This window comes from Mesorhizobium sp. GW821-FHT04C10, from assembly GCF_059420305.1.
Map to the genome: position 1 here is coordinate 3643612 of NZ_JBWKTL010000001.1, position 19878 is coordinate 3663489.

The 19878-nt window shown below is 62.5% G+C and carries 17 protein-coding genes and 1 other RNA gene; 12 read left to right on the forward strand and 6 right to left on the reverse strand.

Annotated features, from left to right (window positions below):
• Positions 1 to 222: 222 nt before the first annotated feature.
• Positions 223 to 1023 carry a glycoside hydrolase family 25 protein gene (locus tag AC07UC_RS17655; RefSeq protein WP_140775781.1) on the reverse strand — a complete coding sequence of 267 codons (801 nt, stop codon included), beginning with the start codon at positions 1021 to 1023 and terminating at the stop codon, positions 223 to 225.
• A 289-nt stretch (positions 1024 to 1312) separates the two neighbouring features.
• Here AC07UC_RS17655 and AC07UC_RS17660 point away from each other — a divergent pair, with 289 nt between their 5' ends.
• Positions 1313 to 2692: a serine hydrolase domain-containing protein gene (locus AC07UC_RS17660; protein ID WP_202326986.1), complete on the forward strand. Its 1380-nt coding sequence runs from the start codon at positions 1313 to 1315 to the stop codon at positions 2690 to 2692.
• 56 nt (positions 2693 to 2748) lie between these two features.
• Here AC07UC_RS17660 and AC07UC_RS17665 read toward each other — a convergent pair whose 3' ends face one another.
• From AC07UC_RS17665 to AC07UC_RS17675, 3 genes are all read right to left on the reverse strand, one after another.
• Positions 2749 to 3471: a class I SAM-dependent methyltransferase gene (locus AC07UC_RS17665; protein ID WP_494906884.1), complete on the reverse strand. Its 723-nt coding sequence runs from the start codon at positions 3469 to 3471 to the stop codon at positions 2749 to 2751.
• Positions 3468 to 4766, reverse strand: coding sequence for a BtaA family protein (locus AC07UC_RS17670; protein WP_494908955.1), 1299 nt, complete (start codon positions 4764 to 4766; stop codon positions 3468 to 3470). Before AC07UC_RS17670 ends, AC07UC_RS17665 begins: the two co-directional genes overlap by 4 nt.
• A gap of 150 nt (positions 4767 to 4916) precedes the next feature.
• Positions 4917 to 5750, reverse strand: coding sequence for a C1 family peptidase (locus tag AC07UC_RS17675; protein WP_494906885.1), 834 nt, complete (start codon positions 5748 to 5750; stop codon positions 4917 to 4919).
• A gap of 230 nt (positions 5751 to 5980) precedes the next feature.
• On the opposite strand from AC07UC_RS17675, the gene AC07UC_RS17680 reads away from it, so the two are divergent.
• Positions 5981 to 7132 (forward strand): phosphorylase family protein, encoded by a 1152-nt coding sequence (locus AC07UC_RS17680; protein WP_494906886.1) that lies wholly within the window; start codon positions 5981 to 5983, stop codon positions 7130 to 7132.
• A gap of 33 nt (positions 7133 to 7165) precedes the next feature.
• Here the strand turns inward: AC07UC_RS17680 and AC07UC_RS17685 are convergent, their stop codons facing one another.
• Positions 7166 to 10798, reverse strand: a complete 3633-nt coding sequence (locus tag AC07UC_RS17685; protein WP_494906887.1) for a hydantoinase B/oxoprolinase family protein — start codon at positions 10796 to 10798, stop codon at positions 7166 to 7168.
• Positions 10799 to 10978: 180 nt separating this feature from the next.
• On the opposite strand from AC07UC_RS17685, the gene AC07UC_RS17690 reads away from it, so the two are divergent.
• From AC07UC_RS17690 to AC07UC_RS17715, 6 genes are all read left to right on the forward strand, one after another.
• A complete protein-coding gene (locus AC07UC_RS17690; protein ID WP_027044745.1) occupies positions 10979 to 11185 on the forward strand; it encodes a hypothetical protein in 207 nt (68 codons plus the stop codon).
• 162 nt (positions 11186 to 11347) lie between these two features.
• A complete protein-coding gene (locus AC07UC_RS17695) occupies positions 11348 to 12067 on the forward strand; it encodes a J domain-containing protein (RefSeq protein ID WP_140775787.1) in 720 nt (239 codons plus the stop codon).
• Positions 12064 to 12819, forward strand: a complete 756-nt coding sequence (locus AC07UC_RS17700; protein WP_202326990.1) for an N-acetylmuramoyl-L-alanine amidase — start codon at positions 12064 to 12066, stop codon at positions 12817 to 12819. Before AC07UC_RS17695 ends, AC07UC_RS17700 begins: the two co-directional genes overlap by 4 nt.
• A gap of 211 nt (positions 12820 to 13030) precedes the next feature.
• The gene (locus AC07UC_RS17705) at positions 13031 to 13738 is read left to right on the forward strand and encodes a lytic transglycosylase domain-containing protein (RefSeq protein WP_494906888.1); all 708 of its coding nucleotides are present in this window, start codon (positions 13031 to 13033) and stop codon (positions 13736 to 13738) included.
• 77 nt (positions 13739 to 13815) lie between these two features.
• An RNA gene (gene rnpB / locus AC07UC_RS17710) (RNase P RNA component class A) lies at positions 13816 to 14215 on the forward strand.
• A gap of 165 nt (positions 14216 to 14380) precedes the next feature.
• A complete protein-coding gene (locus tag AC07UC_RS17715; protein ID WP_140775790.1) occupies positions 14381 to 14665 on the forward strand; it encodes a type II toxin-antitoxin system ParD family antitoxin in 285 nt (94 codons plus the stop codon).
• Between the two features lie 88 nt (positions 14666 to 14753).
• On the opposite strand, the gene AC07UC_RS17720 is transcribed toward AC07UC_RS17715, so the two are convergent.
• Positions 14754 to 15869 carry a cystathionine gamma-lyase gene (locus tag AC07UC_RS17720; protein ID WP_494906889.1) on the reverse strand — a complete coding sequence of 372 codons (1116 nt, stop codon included), beginning with the start codon at positions 15867 to 15869 and terminating at the stop codon, positions 14754 to 14756.
• A gap of 407 nt (positions 15870 to 16276) precedes the next feature.
• Here AC07UC_RS17720 and mraZ point away from each other — a divergent pair, with 407 nt between their 5' ends.
• The 4 genes from mraZ to AC07UC_RS17740 are packed head-to-tail and all read left to right on the forward strand — an operon-like array spanning position 16277 to position 19872.
• Positions 16277 to 16735 carry a division/cell wall cluster transcriptional repressor MraZ gene (gene mraZ, locus AC07UC_RS17725; protein ID WP_056573299.1) on the forward strand — a complete coding sequence of 153 codons (459 nt, stop codon included), beginning with the start codon at positions 16277 to 16279 and terminating at the stop codon, positions 16733 to 16735.
• Complete coding sequence (rsmH, locus tag AC07UC_RS17730) at positions 16732 to 17766, forward strand: 16S rRNA (cytosine(1402)-N(4))-methyltransferase RsmH (RefSeq protein ID WP_494906890.1); 1035 nt, start codon at positions 16732 to 16734, stop codon at positions 17764 to 17766. The genes mraZ and rsmH overlap by 4 nt, the downstream gene beginning before the upstream one ends.
• A gap of 4 nt (positions 17767 to 17770) precedes the next feature.
• Positions 17771 to 18166 carry a cell division protein FtsL gene (ftsL, locus tag AC07UC_RS17735; protein WP_140775793.1) on the forward strand — a complete coding sequence of 132 codons (396 nt, stop codon included), beginning with the start codon at positions 17771 to 17773 and terminating at the stop codon, positions 18164 to 18166.
• On the forward strand, positions 18163 to 19872 hold the full coding sequence (locus tag AC07UC_RS17740; RefSeq protein WP_056573290.1) for a peptidoglycan D,D-transpeptidase FtsI family protein: 1710 nt from the start codon (positions 18163 to 18165) through the stop codon (positions 19870 to 19872). Before ftsL ends, AC07UC_RS17740 begins: the two co-directional genes overlap by 4 nt.
• The last annotated feature ends 6 nt before the right edge of the window (positions 19873 to 19878 follow it).

Here is a 19878-nt window from a genome sequence, read left to right on the forward strand (position 1 = left end):
CACTTTGCCGCTGGCTGTGTCGAAAAGCAGGCGGCAGGCCCGGTGTCAACGGTTCTTCTGCCACAGTCGCTTGTTCAAGGCGGCTCGGCTGGCGTTCAACCCGGTTCAACGGCAACCCTGCTGGAGTGATTTGGTCGAAGGCTTTGCCGCCGTTGAACCCGGTTCAACGGAAACTCTGCCGGAGTGATTTAATCCAAGGCGGTGCTGCCGTTGAACCAGATATCAGCGGGTGTTCTGGCGCAGCCACTTGTTCCAGGCGGCCTCGCTGCCGTTGAAGACGTTGATGTCGGACTTGCCGGTCATGCCCGGAACGATGCCGGTCCCGGTGTACTGCCAGAAGGTGAAGGGATGGCTGCCATACTTCTCGCGCGGGTGGCCGGCGACGGAGCGTAGCCAGTAGGGGTAACCACGGAAGCCCGAGAGCTCGTTGTCGTCGAAGAAATCGACCGAGGTGTAGATGATCGGCTTCTTGCCGTAATGCCGCTCGACGATTTCGAGGAAGGTGGTCATTTCCGCGCGCACCGTGGCCGGGTCGGGGCGCAACCTGCAGGTCGGTGATTTCGGGTTCCATTCCATGTCGAGGACCGGCGGCATGGCGGATCGGTCGACGGGAACATTCTGGATGAACCAGCGTGCCTGCTGGGCGGCCGGAGTGCAGAAATAGAAGAAATGATAGGCCGCGCGTGGAACGCCTGCGGCCTTCGTGCGCGACCAATGCTCGTTGAAATACTCATCGAAGCGGTCGCCGCCCTCCGTCGCCTTGATGAAGGCGAAGGAAATGCCGCTGGCCTTGGCCGTCGGCCAGTCGACCGAGGTCTGGTATTTCGACACGTCGGTGCCGTGAACGGCATAGTTCCAGGGCGCGCCACTGTCCCATTCATGCGGTTTGGAATCGGCGAAGCGCGGCGCGCGCACGGCCACTGTCGGACTGCTGGAGGCGGACGGCGACACCGGCGAGAGATCGTCCACGGTCGAGCAGGCGCCAAGCAGTGTCAGCATGAAAAGGGCCGCAAGACGGCGCATCGCAACTTCCAAGCCGGAATCAGCCGGTCGCTGATGGGTCTGTGAACCGATGGCCGACGACTGGTCGAGCCCCCTCCAGGCGATCGCCCCACAGCATCGCCCAGCATATCCATTTCTGTGCATGTCGTTGTCTCAAAACCGCTATGCGGTCTTGAGCGGCATGCATCCCCCGTGATCGCCGATCATGGTTGATAATCCGTTGACGGCGCTCGACAAGTACCCCGATTTGCGGAAGCAATGGCGGCAAATCGATGACATAAGGGTCGGGCGACAGCCCGGGAGGATGCGAATGCGGATCGTCGTCAAGATCGTCAGATGGCTGCTTGGCCTGATCGTGCTGGCGGTCGCCGCGCTGTTTGCCTGGCTTTACATCGCGCCACCCGAACTGATTCGCGTCGGCTCTGGCTATTCGGCCAAGATCGTCTGCTCCAACGTCTTCATAGCCGGGCGCGATCCCAACGAGGTGCTTGCCGTCGACGTGCAGGCGCCCGGACACCCGCTGCTGCGGCTGATGCGGGTCTCGGTCGACAAGAACCGGGGCACGGTCTCCGCCGGTCTGCTTGGCTTCCTGGGCAAGAGCGAGGCGGTTTCCCGTGATGGACTGGGTTGCGCCTCGATTCCCGACGGCGATGTCGGCAAGGCGCGGCGCACGGCGGTCCATGTCGAACCGTCGGCGACCAGCCAGGACACGCTGTGGCCCGAGGGCGAGCGGGTCGAGGCATCGCAGGATCCGGTGATCGGCAAGCTGCTGGACGACGCGGCGCTGACCGGTACCGGCATGCGCGCGGTGGTCGTGGTCAAGAACGGCCGCGTCGTCGCCGAACGCTATGGCGACGGTTTTTCCGCTAAGACGCCACTGCTTGGCTGGTCGATGACCAAGACGGTGAACGCTGCCATCATCGGCACGCTGGTCAAGGACGGCAAGATGGCCGTCGACAACAAGGGCCTGTTCGCGCCGTGGAAGGCGGATGGCCGCGCCGCCATCAGCCTTGCCGACATGATGGCGATGTCGAGCGGACTTGAATTCAACGAGGACTATGGCGACGTCGCCGATGTCACGCGCATGCTCTATCTCGAGCCGGACATGGCGGGCTTTGCCGTATCCAAGCCCTTGGTGGGCGAGGTCGGCAAGGTGTTTTCCTATTCGAGCGGCACCGCGGTGATGCTCTCGCGGCTGTGGCAGGATGCGATCGGCGACAAGGCGAAGGCGCTGACATGGCCGCGCACGGCGCTGTTCGAGCCGCTCGGCATGCACAGCGCCGTGCTCGAAACCGACGAGCAGGGCACGTTCGTTGGCTCATCCTATCTCTACGCCACGGGGCATGACTGGGCCCGCTTCGGCCAGTTCCTGCTGCAAGGCGGGGTCTGGAACGGCAACCAGATCCTGCCGGCCGGCTTCGTCGACTGGATGCGCGAGCCGGCGCCGGCCTCGAAAGTCTACGGCAAGGGCCAGTTGTGGATCGAGGCGCCGGGCGATGAGGAAAATCCCGGTGCCGGTGTCGCGGCCGGCCTGCCCAAGGACACCTACTGGATGGAGGGACATGACGGCCAGACGGTCACCATCATTCCCTCCGAGCAATTGGTGATCGTGCGGCTGGGCCTGACGCCGGCCAAGCTCGGCTACCGCCCGCAGGCGATGGTGGGTGCGCTGGTGAAGGCGCTGCACTAGCTCTCTTTACCCTTCCTTGATGGGGAGAGTCGGCGCGCAGCGCCGGGGTGGGTTGCCTAGCGCTTCATCCCCGCCCGCGCTTTCGGCGCGACCTCCTCCATCGAGGGGGAGGCAAGGTTGCGCGGCCCGATCACCGCCAGCCAGGCGTAACCGCGATAAAGCGTGCGGAAACGGAAGGTTGCGCCGTTTCGCCGAGATTCCGATTCCAGGACTTCGCGCAGGGTTGAGCGCGGCGTGACGTGGAATTTTCTGAGCCAGCCGCGCAGCATCGCCCGGAACCAACCCGGCAGGCCTTCCTGCTGGCCGAAATCGACGACATGCGCCGAGCCATTGGGGGCGAGCGTCGCAAGGGCCGCCGACACCGTCTTTTCCCAGCTAGGGATCATCGACAGCGAATAGGACACGAAGACGCGATCGAAGCGCTCGATGCCGTAAAGCGCGGCGGCATCGAAATCGGTCGCGTCGCCTCTTGCCAGCGTGACGCGGCCGGACAGGCCTTCGCGGTCTATCGCCTTGCCGGCGGTCTCCAGCATCTCGGCCGAGATGTCGAGGCCGAAGAAGCGGGCATCGGGATAGCGACGGGCGGCAAGGATGATGTTGCGCCCGGTGCCGCAGCCGAGTTCCAGCACGGTGCCGCCTGCCGGTACCTCCAGCCCATCGATCAGCCGGTCGCGGCCGAGCAGATAGTATTTGCGGGTCAGGTCGTAGATGTGGCGCTGCCAGCGGTAGACGCCGTCCATCAGTTCGGCATGGTTGGCCGGCAGCTCCGTCGTGCTCATGCCGCGCGCTTCACATAGAGGTGGAAGCCGCCATAGATGGCCGAGCGGTCGCGGGCCGAGAATTCGCGCGACGCCTCGTTCTGATAGTCCCACTGGTCGAGCAGCGAGGTCGAGACGCGGCCCGGCAGCAGGCTGGGCTCGGCGGCGGTGCGGAAGATGACGCGGGCGCCAGTGGAGGCGGTGCGGCTGATTTCCGACCACAGCGCATTGAGCTGGTCATCGGTCATCCAGTCCTGCGCGTCGAGCAGGATGAAGCGGTCGACCGTGCCCGCATCCTTGCCGGCCAGGAATTCGATCAGATTGGCATGGTGGATGGCGACGCGGTCGACATTGCCGCGGATGGTGTCGTAGTTCTGCTTTTCCAGATAGGCGGGCAGGGCGGCCTCGCCGGGATTTGGATAGCGGCGGGCAAAAGCCTGCCAGGCGAAGTAGTTGTTTTCCAGGGGAAAATCGCAGGCTAGCTTTTCCAGCCGGGCCTTGAGCACGCTGGCCATTGTGCCGTCGCCGGAGGTGATCAGGGAATCATATTGCGCCGGCGGAATGCCGAGGCCGAACAGCGAAGCCTTGCGCGACGTCGCCCATTTCAGGAGCTTCTTGTCGAAAACCGGCGCCAGTTCCTCGTTGAAGAAGCGGCGCTGTTCGCCGATGTTCCTGGCTTCCATCATGCGGGCCGGGTTGACGCCGAAGAACTTGGCTGTGCGGTGGCCCATGGCGATGAACAGGCCAAGCAGGCCGGTCTGGTAGAAATTGCGGTCGAAGACACCGATGCGCCTGATGCCGCGCCAGTTGCGGCGCTCCCAGTAGTGGCGGCTCACCGGGTCGAGATGCGGCGCGATGAAACGGTCATAGGCTTGCGAATTGTGGCTGGTGTCGGCGGCGCCAAAGAAGCGGAACAGGTCGCCTTGTGACGGTAGGCGGCGCACCGCCTCCAGCTTCATGCGGTTCAGCGCGATGTGCGCGGCGTTGAGGTCGACGGCGTCGATCCGTGCCGGCGAGCGGGTGAGGTAGGCCAGGATGTTGCAGCCGCCTGAAGCGATCGTGACGATGCGGTGACCCTGGCCGAGCTGCATGGCCTCCATGTCGACATCGGGGTCTTCCCAGATCTGCGGATAGACCAGGCCGGAGAACAGAAGGGCAAACAGCCGCTCCGAGATGCCGGCTTTGGAAAGCGCGCGGTTCTGGTAGACGGCCTTTCCGACTTCCTTGCCGCGGCGAAAAACCAGATCCGAGGAGACGTCCGTCATGACAAAGTGATTCCCCATTTGCTTTGGCGCAAGCGGGTAGCGCAGGGTCATGACAGGCCGGTGACAGCCTGTTGACTTGAGTTCAGGCCCTGGCAGGGTCTCGGCGAGGATGGTGGCCGGCGCGCCGCCGGCCTCGTTGTCACGTCCAGGCAAGACCAAATGCCCTTTCGTGCTCGACGGGCAATGTCGATGTGACGGATACTAGGCCTTTACGGAATTGATCACCCAGAAATCCGAGGCCATGCTTCCATCGGTCAGATAAGCGTATGGCATGAAGAAGTAACCCTTCTTGCCGACATTGGCTCCCCAGGAATTCCTGATTTTGAAAAGACTGGTTGCGTTGTCGTATCCGACGCACATCACGGCATGGCCACCGACGACGCTGTCGTTTGCGCTGGGCAGGGAAATGGTAGCCGGTCTGGGATTTTGCGAATACCAACTGTCGAACACCGTGAATCCGAAGACAAACGGATATCCAGACGCGAGGCAACCTCTGAGCTGATTGAGAGTTGGGATCAGCCGTTGATAGCTGGTGATGACATATTTGCCCGCGTCATCGTAGCAACCCTTCTTGGGCTGGGTCGCCGGTTTGGAATTCTTGGGAAACGGCCCTCCGTCGTAGGTGGCGGGCGTGTCGTCATAGGGCCATTCAGTTTCCGGACAGACTCCCTGTTTTTGCAGGGTTTTTATTCCGTCTCTGATCTGCGCCCCCGCGTCATTCGCCACATGACCTTCGATCTTGCGTTCGTTGTAATAGATAAAGAGTCTCGACGGTACGAAATCGGGCGCTTGCTTCTTCATCAGCCTGTCGAACTGCACTGCACCGGCCAGCGCGTTGGCAGTACAGGATCCAATGCGGCCCTGGTCATAGACCGGAAACTCAGGCTTGAGGTCTACTATTGCTGGAAGTGCCTTCAATTGGCTGAGTGGGGCGCTGTATAGCTGGTCTCTTGGATCTGGAAGATCCCTTACCCATCCGAGGCCGCTGCTTTTTCTTCCCGTCGGAACCGTAGTTGGCGTGACATTGTTGGCCATGGAAACCTCCCCCTCCTGCCACTTGAAATAATACGTTACAACGAAACGGTATCTGTATCTACAGTAACGATATATCTCCAATGACAAGTTTCTGTATCTGCAAAAATAAAATAATCATTATTTGCAATAAAATATTTCAATCTCTTAATGATAATTGGGAGGTGATCACTTGCTTGTGATTTGTTATTTTTCTTTATGGGTGTCCCCTTATACCGAGGGGGATAAATGTCATGATTGCTGACCGTTCTTGGGTTCAGAGAAACCTTGGGTTCGATCCGCTCCGTGATCCGCCGCCGGACACAACTTTCGCGATCCCATCTGTCGCGAAGGCGAAGGGTACCGAGGATTTCCAGCGAGAGATCATAGAATTCGACTCTGAATCTTCGCCGGGACTGCAATTTCTTGCGTTTACAAAAGCCACGGGCCTGTCTCGGTACAAGGACATTCCGTGGCCGCAAGGGCTTGCGCCGCAGACAGCCGGCAGCGCTGGCGGCAGCAGCGGCGGTCCATTGCCCAAAGCCGACGTTTTGGTCGTGACCTGGACCGTCGATGAAGGCCATGCCTTGAGCCGGGTGCTTACCCCGGGCAAGGACAGCCGCGACGACTATCTTTCCTATACCCACCGGTTCGCGGAAATTGCCAAGAACATGCGGCCTGGGTGTCCGGCCCTTCAAGCCAAACGTCTCGGGGCCTACTGGACGACAACCATCGGCGGGAAATCCGTCGTGGTTTTCAAGTCCGATTCTCATATGTCGCAAGACGGCCCGAAGCTGCCAAATATTGAGGTCTGGCGGCAGGTCATCGAGGAAGTGACACCCAAGCTGGTGATCACAACAGGAACTGCCGGCGGTATCGGCAAGCAGTTCGAGGTGGGCGATGTTGTGGTGAGCCCGCTGGTTCGTTTCGATTGTCTCGCCAAATTCAAGAAGGAGCCGTTTGCCAGCCTTCACTACGCAAGCACTGTCGCCGGGACCAAATACTTCGCCAAGGCGCGGCAGCTGTTCAAAACCAACGCGTCGCAGCTGCCGCAGGACAACACCCGGCTGCCAAAGATCTTTGTTGCCGCGCCAAGCGCGTTGAAATCGTGTGTGGTCACCACCGATTTCTTTGGCTTCGACACCTCCGACGATCACTACCATCTCCAGGGCCTTGGAGCCGTTTCGGAAATGGGCGATGCCGTCCTTGGATTGGTCGCGTCGGAGATGGGCGCCGCGGCACCACGCTGGCTTGCGATCCGGAATGTTTCCGACCCTCAGATCAAGGCGGGCGGCATGACGCTCCAGCAACAAGCAGCCATGGCTGCGCAGATCTACAAGGGTTTCGGACGGTGGAGTTCGGTCTGCAGCGCAATCACCTGCTGGGCCAGCATCGTCGCCGAATAGACGGTGATGACCTCAGTTGACCGGCGAACGGTTTCAGGCCTTACCAAACCCGCCCGGCGTCGGCGTCGTCAGGATAACTGCCTCACCGGCATCCAGCACGGTCTGGTCGCAGGCTTTCAGCACCTCGACCGTCCCGTCCTTGCGGCGGACCTTGGTCGAGCCGACCGCGCCGTCGCCGCCTCCGTCCAGCCCCTGCGGCGGGCGGTTGCGGTGCGAGGACAGGATCGCGCATTCCATCTTCTCGAGGAAGCGTATGGTGCGTTTGGTGCCGTCGCCGGCATCCCATTTGCCCTTGCCGCCGGAGCCCTCGCGGATGTGGAAATCCTCCAGCACCACGGGAAAGCGCAGTTCCAGCACCTCGGGATCGGTGAGGCGCGAATTGGTCATGTGGGTGTGGACGCCGGAGGTGCCGGCAAAGCCGCGGCCGGAGTTCATCCGCCCAGCCGGGGAGCCGGAGCAGATCGTCTCGTAGTACTGGTACTTTCTGTTGCCGAAGGTCAAATTGTTCATCGTTCCCTGCGCGTTGGCCATCGCGCCCATGGCGCCGAACAGCGCATTGGTGACATGCTGCGAGGTCTCGACATTGCCGGCCACGACAGCGGCGGGGTAGGCGGGCTTCAGCATGCAGCCATCGGGAATGACGATGTTGATTGGCCGCAGACACCCGGCATTCATCGGGATCATGTCCTCGACCATGACACGGAAGGCGTAGAGGACCGCCGCGCGGGCGACGGGCTCCGGCGCGTTGAAATTGTTCTTCATGACAGGTGACGTGCCGGTGAAGTCGACCGTCGCTTCGCGCTTTTGCCGGTCGACCGATATCTTCACCTTGATCACCTGGCCGGTATCGGTGGGATATTCATAGGCCGATGTGTCCGGCAGCCGCTCGATCACCCGCCGCACGCTTTCGGCGGCGTTGTCCTGGACGTGCCCCATATAGGCCTCGACGACATCAAGGCCGAAATGCGCGACCATCTTGCGCAACTCGGCGACGCCTTTCTCGTTGGCGGCGATCTGCGCCTTGAGGTCGGCGATGTTCTGGTGCGGATTGCGGGCCGGGTAGGGGTGATCGGTCAGCAGCGTCTGCAGCTCCGTCTCGCGGAAGCGGCCGCGGTCGACGATGCGGAAATTGTCGAACAGCACGCCTTCCTCGTCGACCGTGGTGGCCAGCGGCGTCATCGAGCCGGGCGCGGTGCCGCCTATGTCGGCATGGTGGCCGCGCGAGGCCGTCCAGAACAGGATATTCCTTTGGGCATCGTCGAAAACAGGCGTCACCACCGTGATGTCGGGCAGATGCGTGCCGCCGTTGTAGGGTGCGTTCAAGGCAAAGACGTCGCCGGGGTGGATGTCGCCGGAGTTCAGCCGGATGATGGTTTCGACCGAACGGTCCATCGAGCCGAGGTGCACCGGCATGTGCGGCGCGTTGGCCACCAGCGCCCCGGTGTGGTCGAAGACGGCGCAGGAAAAATCCAGCCTTTCCTTGATGTTGACGGAGTAGGCGGTGTTCTGCAGCGTGACACCCATCTGCTCGGCGATCGACATGAACAGGTTGTTGAAGACTTCCAGCATGACCGGGTCGGCCGATGTGCCGAGGGCGGCTGCCCGCGCCTTCCTTTCGGTGCGGCGGATGACGACGTGGTTGAGGTTGGTGATTTCGGCCCGCCAGCCCGGTTCGACAACGATGGTCTGGTTCGGCTCGATGATGAGAGCGGGGCCTGTGACAAGATTGGATGGGCGCAGGTTTTCGCGACGATGAATGCCGGCTTCATGCCAGCGGCCTTCGGTGTGGATGCGCCGCGTTCCAGAAGCGCCGGCTTCAATCCTTGCAGGTCCGGCGGGCGCATAGGCTTCCGCGCTGCTCTCGCCGATTTCGCTGCCCTCTACGCCGACAGTCTCGACGATCATCGGCTTGTCATCATAGACGAAGCCGAATTGCGCCTTGTGGGCTATTTCGAAATCGCGCTTGGCCTGGAAAATCGAGTCACTTTCGAAATTCACCGGCAGTGTCGTGTCGGTGCCGTCATAGCGGATGTGCAGCACGGGCCTCGTCGCAACCGTGTCCTCGGTGATCCCTTGCGCCACAAGTTCGGCAATGACGGCCTTTTTCAAGACGGCGATGAGGCTGCCGATCTCCGTTCTGGATTCTTCGGCAAGCGGCTTGAGCAGTGCCTGCTGGCGCGAGGCAAAGACCGACGCCAGGCCGATCCCGTAGGCCGAAAGCAGGCCGGAGAAGGGATGGATAAGCACCGCCTCCATGCCGAGCGCATCGGCGACCAGGCATGCGTGCTGGCCGCCGGCACCGCCGAAGCAGTTGAGCAGGTATTCGGTGACGTCGTAGCCGCGCTGCACGGAGATCTTCTTGATGGCGTTGGCCACGTTCTCGACGGCGATGGTGACGAAGCCCTCGGCAACCGCCTCCGGTGAGCGGCCGTCGCCGATTTCGGCGGCCAGGGCCGCGAATTTCGCGCGCACGGTTCCGACGTCGAGCGGCTGGTCCTGGCCGGGACCGAAGATCGCCGGGAAGAAATCGGGCTGCAGCTTGCCGAGCATCACGTTGGCGTCGGTTACGGCCAGCGGGCCGCCGCGCCGGTAGGCGGCGGGGCCGGGGTTGGCGCCGGCGGAGTCCGGCCCGGCGCGAAAACGGCCGGCCTCGTAATGCAGGATCGAACCGCCGCCGGCGGCGACGGTGTGGATGCGCATCATCGGGGCGCGGACGCGCACGCCGGCGACTTCCGTGTCGAAAGCGCGCTCATACTCGCCATCATAGTGGGCGACATCGGTGGACGTGCCGCCCATGTCGAAGCCGATGACCTTGTCGAAGCCGGCGAGCTTCGCCGTCTCGACCATGCCGACGACGCCGCCGGCCGGACCCGACAGCAGCGCATCCTTGCCCTGGAACATGTCGGCGGCGGTGAGGCCGCCAGAGGACATCATGAACATGAGGCGAGGGGTTTGTTCGCTTTCACGCGCCGCCCCCAGCTCTCCCGCCACTCTCTGCACATAACGTGACAGGATGGGCGAGAGATAGCTGTCGACCACGGTGGTGTCGCCGCGGCCGACCAGCTTGATCAGCGGCGAGACCTCGTGGCTGACCGAGACCTGGCTGAAACCCAGCTTGCGGCAGACCTTTGCCACCGCCTTCTCGTGGTCGGGGTATTTCCAGGCATGCATGAAGACGATTGCGACGGCATCGATGCCGTCGGCCTTCGCCTGCTCGATCGCCGGCCGGCAAGCGGCGATGTCGAGCAGCCGTTCGACGCAGCCATCGGCCAGCACGCGTTCGTTGATCTCGATGACGCGCTCATAGAGCTGCTCGGGAAGGATGATTTCCTTGGCGAAGATATCGGGCCGCGCCTGGTAGGCGATCCTGAGCGCGTCGCGAAACCCCTTGGTGATGAGCAGGAGCACGCGGTCGCCCTTGCGTTCCAGAAGCGCGTTGGTGGCGACCGTGGTGCCCATCTTGATATCGCCGATCAGGCCGGATGGGATCGTGGCGCCCGATTCAAGGCCGAGCAGGTCGCGGATGCCCTGGATGGCGGCATCGGCGTAGGCTTCGGGGTTTTCCGAAAGCAGCTTGCGCGGATGCAGTCCACCTTGCGGGTCACGGCCGATGATGTCGGTGAAGGTGCCGCCGCGATCGATCCAGAAATCCCATTTCGCGGCCATGGCGGCTGTCTCCGGCGTTTTCGTTTCCAGCTTTCGTTGTTAATGCGCCAACGCGCCGGCAGCAACGTATCCCGTTGATGTTACATGCGGAAACGCAACGTTATGAAACTGATGGCCGGGTGGTGCATTTCCCCTTCGACCGCTCACTGCAACGTGAGCGTGTGTTGAAGGAGAGATGTGATGAAAAAGCTCATTCTGGCTTCCGTGTCCGCCCTTGCCCTGCTGGGCGTCGCGGCCTGCAGCGACAGCGGCACTGACAAAACCACGACGCAGAGCACCAATCCGCCGGCCGCGGAACAGCCGATGAAGCCCGCGGCGCCGGCTGACAATTCGACCAAGCCCGCCGAGCCGGCTCCGGCAACGCCTGCTCCTGCGCCCGCGCAGTAGTCTGTAAGTTGTAAAGCGTGTCTTGGGAGGAAGGCCGGCATCATGCCGGCCTTTTCTCGTGAAGGCGGCTATCGGACCGACAAGGCGGGTCTCGTTCCCAGACCCGGACAGCAGCCGTTATTGGCTTGATAGGGGGGACCGGTTGGCTCTATGAAGCGGGCCATGTCGATTTGGGACCGTCTCGGCGAGTTTATCACACGGGTATCGTCTTCAGCGACGTCGGGCGTTGCCGACGTCGTCGAGGCTGTGCGCACAGTGTTTTCCGGCGATGCGGATCTGCGCCGCCGCGTCGCCTTCTCGGTGGCGATGATCGCGCTGTCGGCCAAGATGGCCAAGGCAGACGGCATCGTCACCCAGGACGAGGTGCGCGCCTTCCAGGAAATATTCGAAGTGCCGCCGAAGGAGACGCGCAACGTTGCGCGTCTGTTCGATCTCGCCCAGCAGGACGTGGCCGGTTTCGAAACCTATGCCGAGCGAATGGCACAGCTGTGCGGTTCCGGGCATTCCAATTGCGTCATGCTGGAAGACATACTCGACGGCCTGTTCCATATCGCCAAGGCCGACGGGCTGGTGCATGAGCGCGAAGGCATCTTCCTGCACCGTATCGCCGAGATATTCCGCATCGACGAAGCGCATTACGAATCGATCCTGGCCCGCCACGTCAATCTTGGCGCGGGCGATCCCTATGTCGTTCTCGGCATCGAGCGCGGCAAGCCGTTCGAGGAGGTCAAGAAGCGGTATCGCAAGCTGGTTTCCGACAATCATCCGGACCGGCTGATCGCGCGCGGCCTGCCGCAGGAATTCATCAAGATCGCGACGACCAGGGTCGCCGCGATCAACGCCGCCTATGAAATGATCGAGCGGGGCCTGCGGCACGTATGAGCGGCTTCCTGCCCGACGAGCCGAGTGCCGAGGTCAGGGTGTCGCCGAATTTCGGTCTAAGGCGCGATATGCTGAAGCCCGACATGATCGTGCTGCACTATACCGGCATGGCGACAGGGGCCGGGGCCGAGGCATGGCTGTGCGATCCGGCGAGCGAAGTCTCATCGCATTATCTCGTCCATGAGAACGGCCACATCGTGCAGATGGTCAGGGAAAGCGATCGCGCGTGGCACGCCGGCAAGAGCTCCTGGTTCGGGCGCACCGATATCAATTCCTGTTCGGTCGGCATCGAAATCGTCAATCCTGGACATTCGCTGGGCTATCCCGGCTTCCGCCGGCGCCAGATCAATGCGGTGATCGGCCTGTGCAAGGGGATTGCCGGGCGGCATGCCATCCCCGCCACGCGCGTGCTGGCGCATTCCGATGTGGCACCGGGTCGCAAGATCGATCCGGGCGAGAAGTTCCCGTGGGCTGCTCTGTTCGAGGCCGGTGTCGGCCATCTCGTACCGGCCGCCCCCGTCAGGCGCGGAGCCGCGCTGAAGCCCGGCGACAACGGTGCCGATGTCGAAGCACTGCAGTCGATGCTGGCGCTCTATGGCTATGGTGTTGAGATATCGGGCGTTTTCGACCACCAGACACGGATCGTCGTCGAGGCCTTCCAACGGCATTTCCGACCCCGCCTGGTCGACGGGCTGGCCGACGGCTCGACGATGCGCACGCTGCAAAAACTGCTTGCTTCCGTAAGCCGTTGACCTCAGGTCAAGGCGCTGCCCAAGTAATCTTATCCTGAATCAGGTTACAAACTGTCACTCAAAGTGACTTGCCCCGCCTTCATTGGCGCCAATTCGGGCTTCAAAGGGCAATTCGTACAGTTTGTCGGACGTCTTTCCCCCCGGATGTTCCGATAGTAATCAAGCCGCGCCGTGCGAAGATCTTCGAACGGTCCAGACAGAACAGGATCACATGCAGAAATTGACCGTTGTAACGGCAGCTCTTGCTGCCGGCGTAATGACTTTTGCCTTCAGTGCGGCTGACGCCGCGCCGTTGAGCCCGCGGGCCGATCAGGGGTTCGTCACGGCGACCACCAAGGGCAAGGCCATTTCGGCCAAAAGCAGCAAGAGTGCGAAGGCAACGACGAAGCAGGCTTCCGCCAAGGTGGAAAAGGCCAGCTGGGCCAAAGCGCAGAAATCCGCCTCCAAAAGGCAGACAAAGCGTGGCCGCAAGACCATCGACATGACGACAACGGCCTCGATCGGCCTCAGGAATGTCGCCGCGTCGACGGCGGCGGTGGCCAGCGGCGGCCAGTATTCCGCGATCGTCGCCCGCTATGCGGCAAGCTACGGCGTTCCGGTGTCGCTGGCGCACGCCGTCATCAAGATCGAGAGCAACTACCGGCCGAACATGGTCGGCGGCGCCGGCGAGATCGGCCTGATGCAGATCAAGCCGGCGACGGCGCGGATGATGGGCTACAACGGTTCGGCCAAAGGCCTGTTCGATCCCGACACCAACATCAGATACGGCATGAAGTACCTCGCCTTGGCGCAGAACCTTGGCGGCGGCACGACCTGCGGCACGATCCTGAAATACAATGCCGGCCATGCCGCGACGCGGATGAACCCGATCTCGGCCGCCTATTGCAGCAAGGTCAAGGTTCAGATGGCGGCGCTTTGACTGCAAGTTGCGAGAGCCGGCGCATAAGCCGGCTTTTTCATTTGCGTTTTCCCGGCTGAACCCCTTTATACGCCTTGCCAGCTGGCTGGGCGGCCGCACTCGCAAACGCCGAAAGGCCGCGAGTGAGGAAAGTCCGGGCTCCATGGAGACACGGTGCCGGTTAATGGCCGGCGGGGGCGACCCCAGGGAAAGTGCCACAGAAAGCAAACCGCCGCGACTTTGTCGGGGTAAGGGTGAAAGGGTGGGGTAAGAGCCCACCGCGCGACTGGCAACAGGAGCGGCACGGTAAACCCCACCGGGAGCAAAACCGAATAGGGGCGGTGCGAGGGGAAACCCTCGAGGGCTGTTTCCGGCTCACCGTCCGGGTAGGTTGCGTGAGGCGCATGGCAACATGCGCCCAAGATGAATGGCCGCCACGTTCTCGTCCCGCAAGGGCCGAGGGCCATACAGAACCCGGCTTACAGGCCAGCTGGCAGTTTCGCCTCGAAAGAAATCCTTTGAGATCAGCAGGTTGCGCCCTCGGGCGCGCCTGTCGATTCAAGCCTTTTCAGCTGTTTGCCCATAGACCCAGCCTAGGCCAATCGCTTGAAGCTGGTGCGATTAAATCGTACCATGGTTCGAGAACGATATCAGGAGCCCATCATGGGACAGGTCGACAAGCGCAGCATCACGCTTTCACCGGAACTGGCGCAAGCGGTGGACGATGTGGTCGCGGCAGGGGAGTACGCCTCGGCGAGCGAGGTCATCCGCGACGCGCTGCGGCAGTGGAAGGATCGTCGCGACCTGCTCGGCTACACGGTCGAGGAATTGCGCAAACTGGTGCAGGAAGGGATCGACAGCGGACCTGCGCAGGACGGTCAGCCAATCATGGAACGACTGCGCGCCAAATACCTGAAGATGGCCCAGATCAAAGGCTTTCAGGAGTGAAATACCGCCTGCTTCCTCAGGCACTGGTCGATCTCGAAAGCATCGGTGACTACATCGAGGCCGACGACCTCGGTGAGTGACAGGTCCGTCAGCCGCTGATCCTGTCCAGCGACGTCTCGATAGCCTTCCACAGTTCTTCCACCGGCTCACAGCCGACCGAAAGGCGGACAAAGCCTGGCGGCACCGCATCGCCTCGCTTCAAACGCCGCTCGGCCGAGGTATGGACGCCGCCGAAGGAGGTGGCGGCCTCTATCAGTGGGCAATTGTTGATGAAATCCTCGGCCTTCTCCTCCGAAGCGAGTTCGAAGGAAATGAGGAAGCCGAAGCGCTCCATCTGGGCGCGGGCTAGGTTGTGCGAGGGGTCGCCGTTCAAACCGGGAAAACGCAGGCCACGCACCGCGCGGTGTTCCTTCAGCCGTTGCGCGATCGTTTCGGCTGAAGAACACATGCGGTCGAAGCGCACCTCGAGTGTTTCGAGGCCGCGATGCACCAGCCACGCCTCGAACGGTCCGGGAATGCCGCCGGCCATTGCGCGCCAGTCCGTCACCCTGGTGACGATGTCGGCGTTGCGGCTGGCGACGTGGCCGAACAGCACGTCCGAGTGCCCGTTGACCGCCTTGGTGTCGGCGGAGACGACGATATCGGCACCGAAGTCGAGCGGACGTTGGCCGAATGGCGTCATCGTCGTGTTGTCGACGACAAGGACCCCGCTTTGTTCGTGGACAGCCTTGGCGATGGCCGAGATGTCGCAGATGTCCAGCCGCGGGTTGGACGGGGTTTCCACGAAGACAAGCGAATAGCCCGCGAAGCCGCCGTCGAGGAAGGTCGGCGTCGGCCTGGTGTCGCAAACTATGCCTAGCGGCTTCAGGAAGCGTTCGGCCATCGCACGCGTGGCGTGATAGCCGTCCGCGGGCAGGAGCACGCGATCGCCCGATTTCAGCAGCGCGAAAAACACCGACGAAATCGCAGCCATTCCTGAGGGAAAACTCACGCATTGCGCATCTTCCAGATGGCCGAGCACATGCTCCACGGCGCGCCAGGTCGGGTTGTCGTAGCGGCCATATTGATCGATGCCGGTCTCGACGCCCGGTGTGTGAAAGATCGAAGCCATGGTGAGCGGCAAGGGGATCGGGTCGCCGTTGGCGAAATCGCGGCTGCGCAAATGGGACAGTTCGGCGGCGCGTGACTTTGCCGTCTCGGACATGAGCTCGATCCTTGTTTTTGGGCGGAATGCGTTGCTCGACGCTATGCGGGCGGGTGATGCGCGGCAAGCCCAAGTCTTTTGGGCCAGAGGGCTCTAAACGCTTCGTTAGGCTTAATGATCCATAAAGACGAGACGTGCCGTCAAGGCTGCTCGGATTGGTCGCGATGCGCGTGTTTGTGAAGCCTATTCCCGTTGACGCCCATAGTGCCCCATGATATCCCATTCAGACATCAAAGCCTTCGTTCCGCGTCAGTGTAAAGCGTACGCCAATCGGGCAGCCGCGGCGGCTGCGCTTTTGCCGATTTTTGCCTGTGTGGACACGGCTGATGCGGGGCAGGGAACGCGCTGCGGCGGCGCGTGCAAGACGATGAAGAGGGGTGCGGCGGCGCAAGCGGCTGTAACGTTTAATGGACCGGTTTCTGTCGAACACGGTGAGCAGGATCGATGCGAAGGGACGGGTGTCCGTTCCGGCGCATTTCCGCGCCGTCGTACAGAAACGCGGCTATTCGGAACTCTACGCACTGCGCTGCCTCGACCTGCCGGCGATGGATGTCGGCGGGCTCGACCTGCTCGACCGCTACGAGCAGCGCATCGCACAGGAAGATCCGTTCCTGCAGACGGCGGACGACATGTCTTTCTTCTGCCATGGCGACGGGACCTTCCTGAAACTCGATCAGGACGGCCGCATCACGATGACCGATTTCATCCGCGAGCACACCGGCATCTCGGCGGAGGTGGCCTTTGTCGGGCGTGGCAATTTCTTTCAGATCTGGGAGCCGGGGCGGCTTGCGGCCTATGGGGCGCAGGCGCGGGCCCGGCTTTTGCAGCTTCGGCAGGGGACGAAGCCTGGGGAGCGACCGGAATGACGGTGGGCCACGGCGATGACCTTCCTCACGCTGTAGGTGGGCACGCCGTTGGCGGACCGGTCCGCCACATTCCGGTCCTCCTTGGCGAAGTGCTCGAGGCACTGGCGCCGGCGGCGGGCGACATCATCATCGACGGCACGTTTGGCGCCGGCGGCTACACAAAAACCATTCTGGCGACCGGGGCTTCGGTCGTGGCGATCGACCGCGATCCCGACGCCATCGCGGCCGGACGCGATCTCGAGGCGCAATCGGGCGGCAGGCTGAGACTGGTGCAGGCACCGTTCTCGACGCTTGACGAACATGTCGAAAGTGTCGACGGCGTCGTGCTCGACATTGGCGTGTCCTCCATGCAGCTCGACCAGGCCGGGCGCGGCTTTTCCTTCCGCACCGACGGGCCGCTCGACATGCGCATGGCGCAGGCGGGTCTCAGCGCCGCCGACGTCGTCAACAGCTTCAAGCCGGGCGACCTTGCCCGCATCTTCGGCTTCCTCGGCGAAGAGCGCCACGCAGGCCGCATCGCCCGCATGATCGAGGCGCGCCGTGAAAAACGGCCGTTCGAGCGCACGTTGGAACTGGCGGACGCCATCGAGACGCATATCGGCCGCGCGCCGAAGGACAAGATCCATCCTGCCACCCGCGTGTTCCAGGCGCTGCGCATCTACGTCAATGACGAACTTGGCGAACTGGCCAAGGCCCTGTTCGCGGCCGAACGCGCATTGAAGCCGGGTGGGCGCCTGGTGGTGGTGACATTCCATTCGCTGGAAGACCGCATCGTCAAGCGTTTCATCGCCGACCGGGCCGACGTCGCCACCGGCTCACGCCATTTGCCCGAGGCGCAGGCGCGCACCGCGACCTTCCGCAAGGCTGGCGGCGGCGTGACGCCAGGTGATGCCGAGACCGCGGCCAATCCGCGTGCCCGTTCGGCCAGGCTGCGCGCGGCGATCCGCACCGAGGCACCGGCGCGTGCCGGCGATTTTTCGATTTTCGGCCTTCCAAAACTTCCCGGCATCAATCTGCCGGGGGAGAGGTAAGCACGTGTTCCGTACCAGCGACATTGTCCTGATCGCCGTCATGGTTTCGGCGGCGGCCCTGACCTACAAGACCAAGCGCGAGGCCGAGGATCAGTTGGCGGCGGTGCAGAAAATCCATACCCAGATCCGCTATGAGGAGGAGACGATCGACCTGCTCAAGGCCGACTGGAGCCTGCTCACCCAGCCGTCGCGGCTGCAGAAGCTCACCGAACTCTACAAGTCGCAGCTCGCGCTCGAGCCGGTCAGCGCACGCCAGATCGTGGGCCTGGGCGATCTGCCGGCCAAGGCCCTGGATATCCAGGACATCCTGAACGGACGCCAGGGCGCCATGGCCGACAATTCGGACAAGGCGCCCGCGGGCGACAAGGATCCCGTCGTGACCGGAGGCATCGCCCAATGATCGGCAAACTGCTGAGGCGTCGCGCCAGGACGGGTGAGGACGGATCGATCGTCGTTGAGGGCGCCCGCAAGGCGACAGGCGGCAAGGGCAAGGCGCGCATCGTGATGACGATGGCGGTGTTCTTCGGCATCTTCTCGACCATTTCAGGCCGGCTGGTCTATCTCGGCTTCCAGACGCCTGATCTGTCGGGCGGCCCGCAGAGCCGGGTCACCGCCTCGCGGCCCGACATTGTCGATCGCAACGGCGAAGTGCTAGCGACCGACATCAAGACAGCGTCGCTGTTCGCGGAGCCGCGCCGCATCGTCGATGCCGACGAGGCGATCGAGAAACTGTCGACCGTGCTGCCCGAGATCGATTACGAGCAGACCTATCACAAGCTCAAGAGCGGCGCCGGATTCGTCTGGCTGCAGCGGCAGCTGACGCCCAAGCAGCAGGCCGATATCATGCAGCTCGGCATTCCCGGTTTCGGCTTTCGCACGGAAAAGCGCCGTTTTTATCCGAGCGGCGAGACCTCGTCCTACATTGTCGGCCTGACCAACATCGACAACCAGGGCATCTCCGGCATGGAGAAATATATCGACGAGCAGGGCCTGAGCGACCTGCAGGCGTCGGGCCTTGCGGTGGCCAAGGATCTCAAGCCGGTGAAGCTTTCGATCGATCTGCGCGTCCAGCATGTGGTGCGCGACGAGATCGCCGCCGGCCTGGAGCGCTATCGCGCCCTGGGCGCCGGCGCCGTCGTGCTCAACGTCAAGACCGGCGAAGTGGTGGCCATGGCCTCGGTGCCGGATTTCGATCCGAACAATCCTTACAATGCACAGGAGAAGGACCGGCTGAACCGGATGTCGGCGGGCCTCTACGAGATGGGTTCGACCTTCAAGAGCTTCACCTCGGCGATGGCGCTCGATTCCGGCAAGGCGACGATGAATAGCCGTTTCGATGCCTCGCATCCGATCCGGGTCGGCCATCAGGCCATTCACGATTTCCACGGCAAGAACCGCGTGCTGTCGTTGCCGGAAGTGTTCCTCTATTCGTCCAACATCGGGTCGGCCAGGGAGGCCGAATTGGTGGGCATCGAGGGGCACCGGGAATTCCTGCATCGCCTGGGCATTCTGGAGAGGATGCAGACCGAACTGCCGGAAGTCGCCCGCCCGACTGAACCGAAGGTCTGGAAACAGGTCAATTCGTTCACGATCGCCTTCGGCCACGGCGTATCGACGACGCCCCTGCAGGCAGCTGTCGGCTGCGCGGCGCTGATGAATGGCGGCTTCCTGATGAACCCGACCTTCCTGGTGCGTACGCAGGCGGAAGCGATGGCCACCGCCAAGAAGGTGGTGAGCGAAAAAACGGTCGAGGGCATGCGCTACCTCTATTCGCTCAACGCCGAGAAGGGCTCGGCCAGAAACGCCAGAGTCCCCGGCTACCGCGTTGGCGGCAAGACCGGAACGGCCGAGAAGGTCATCAACGGCCGCTACTCGAAGGACTTGAATTTCAACACGTTCGTCGCCGCCTTCCCGATGGACGATCCGCAATACCTCGTCTTCACGATTGCCGACGCCCCGCACCCTGAAAAGCCTGGCATGACGGACGTCGCGGCCGCGAATGCGGGGGTTATGGCCGGCAATATCATCAGGCGTTCCGCGGCCATGCTTGGCGTGAAACCAGATTTCAGCCATGAAAATGGTGCAACGTTGGTTTCCTATGAGTGATTCTTG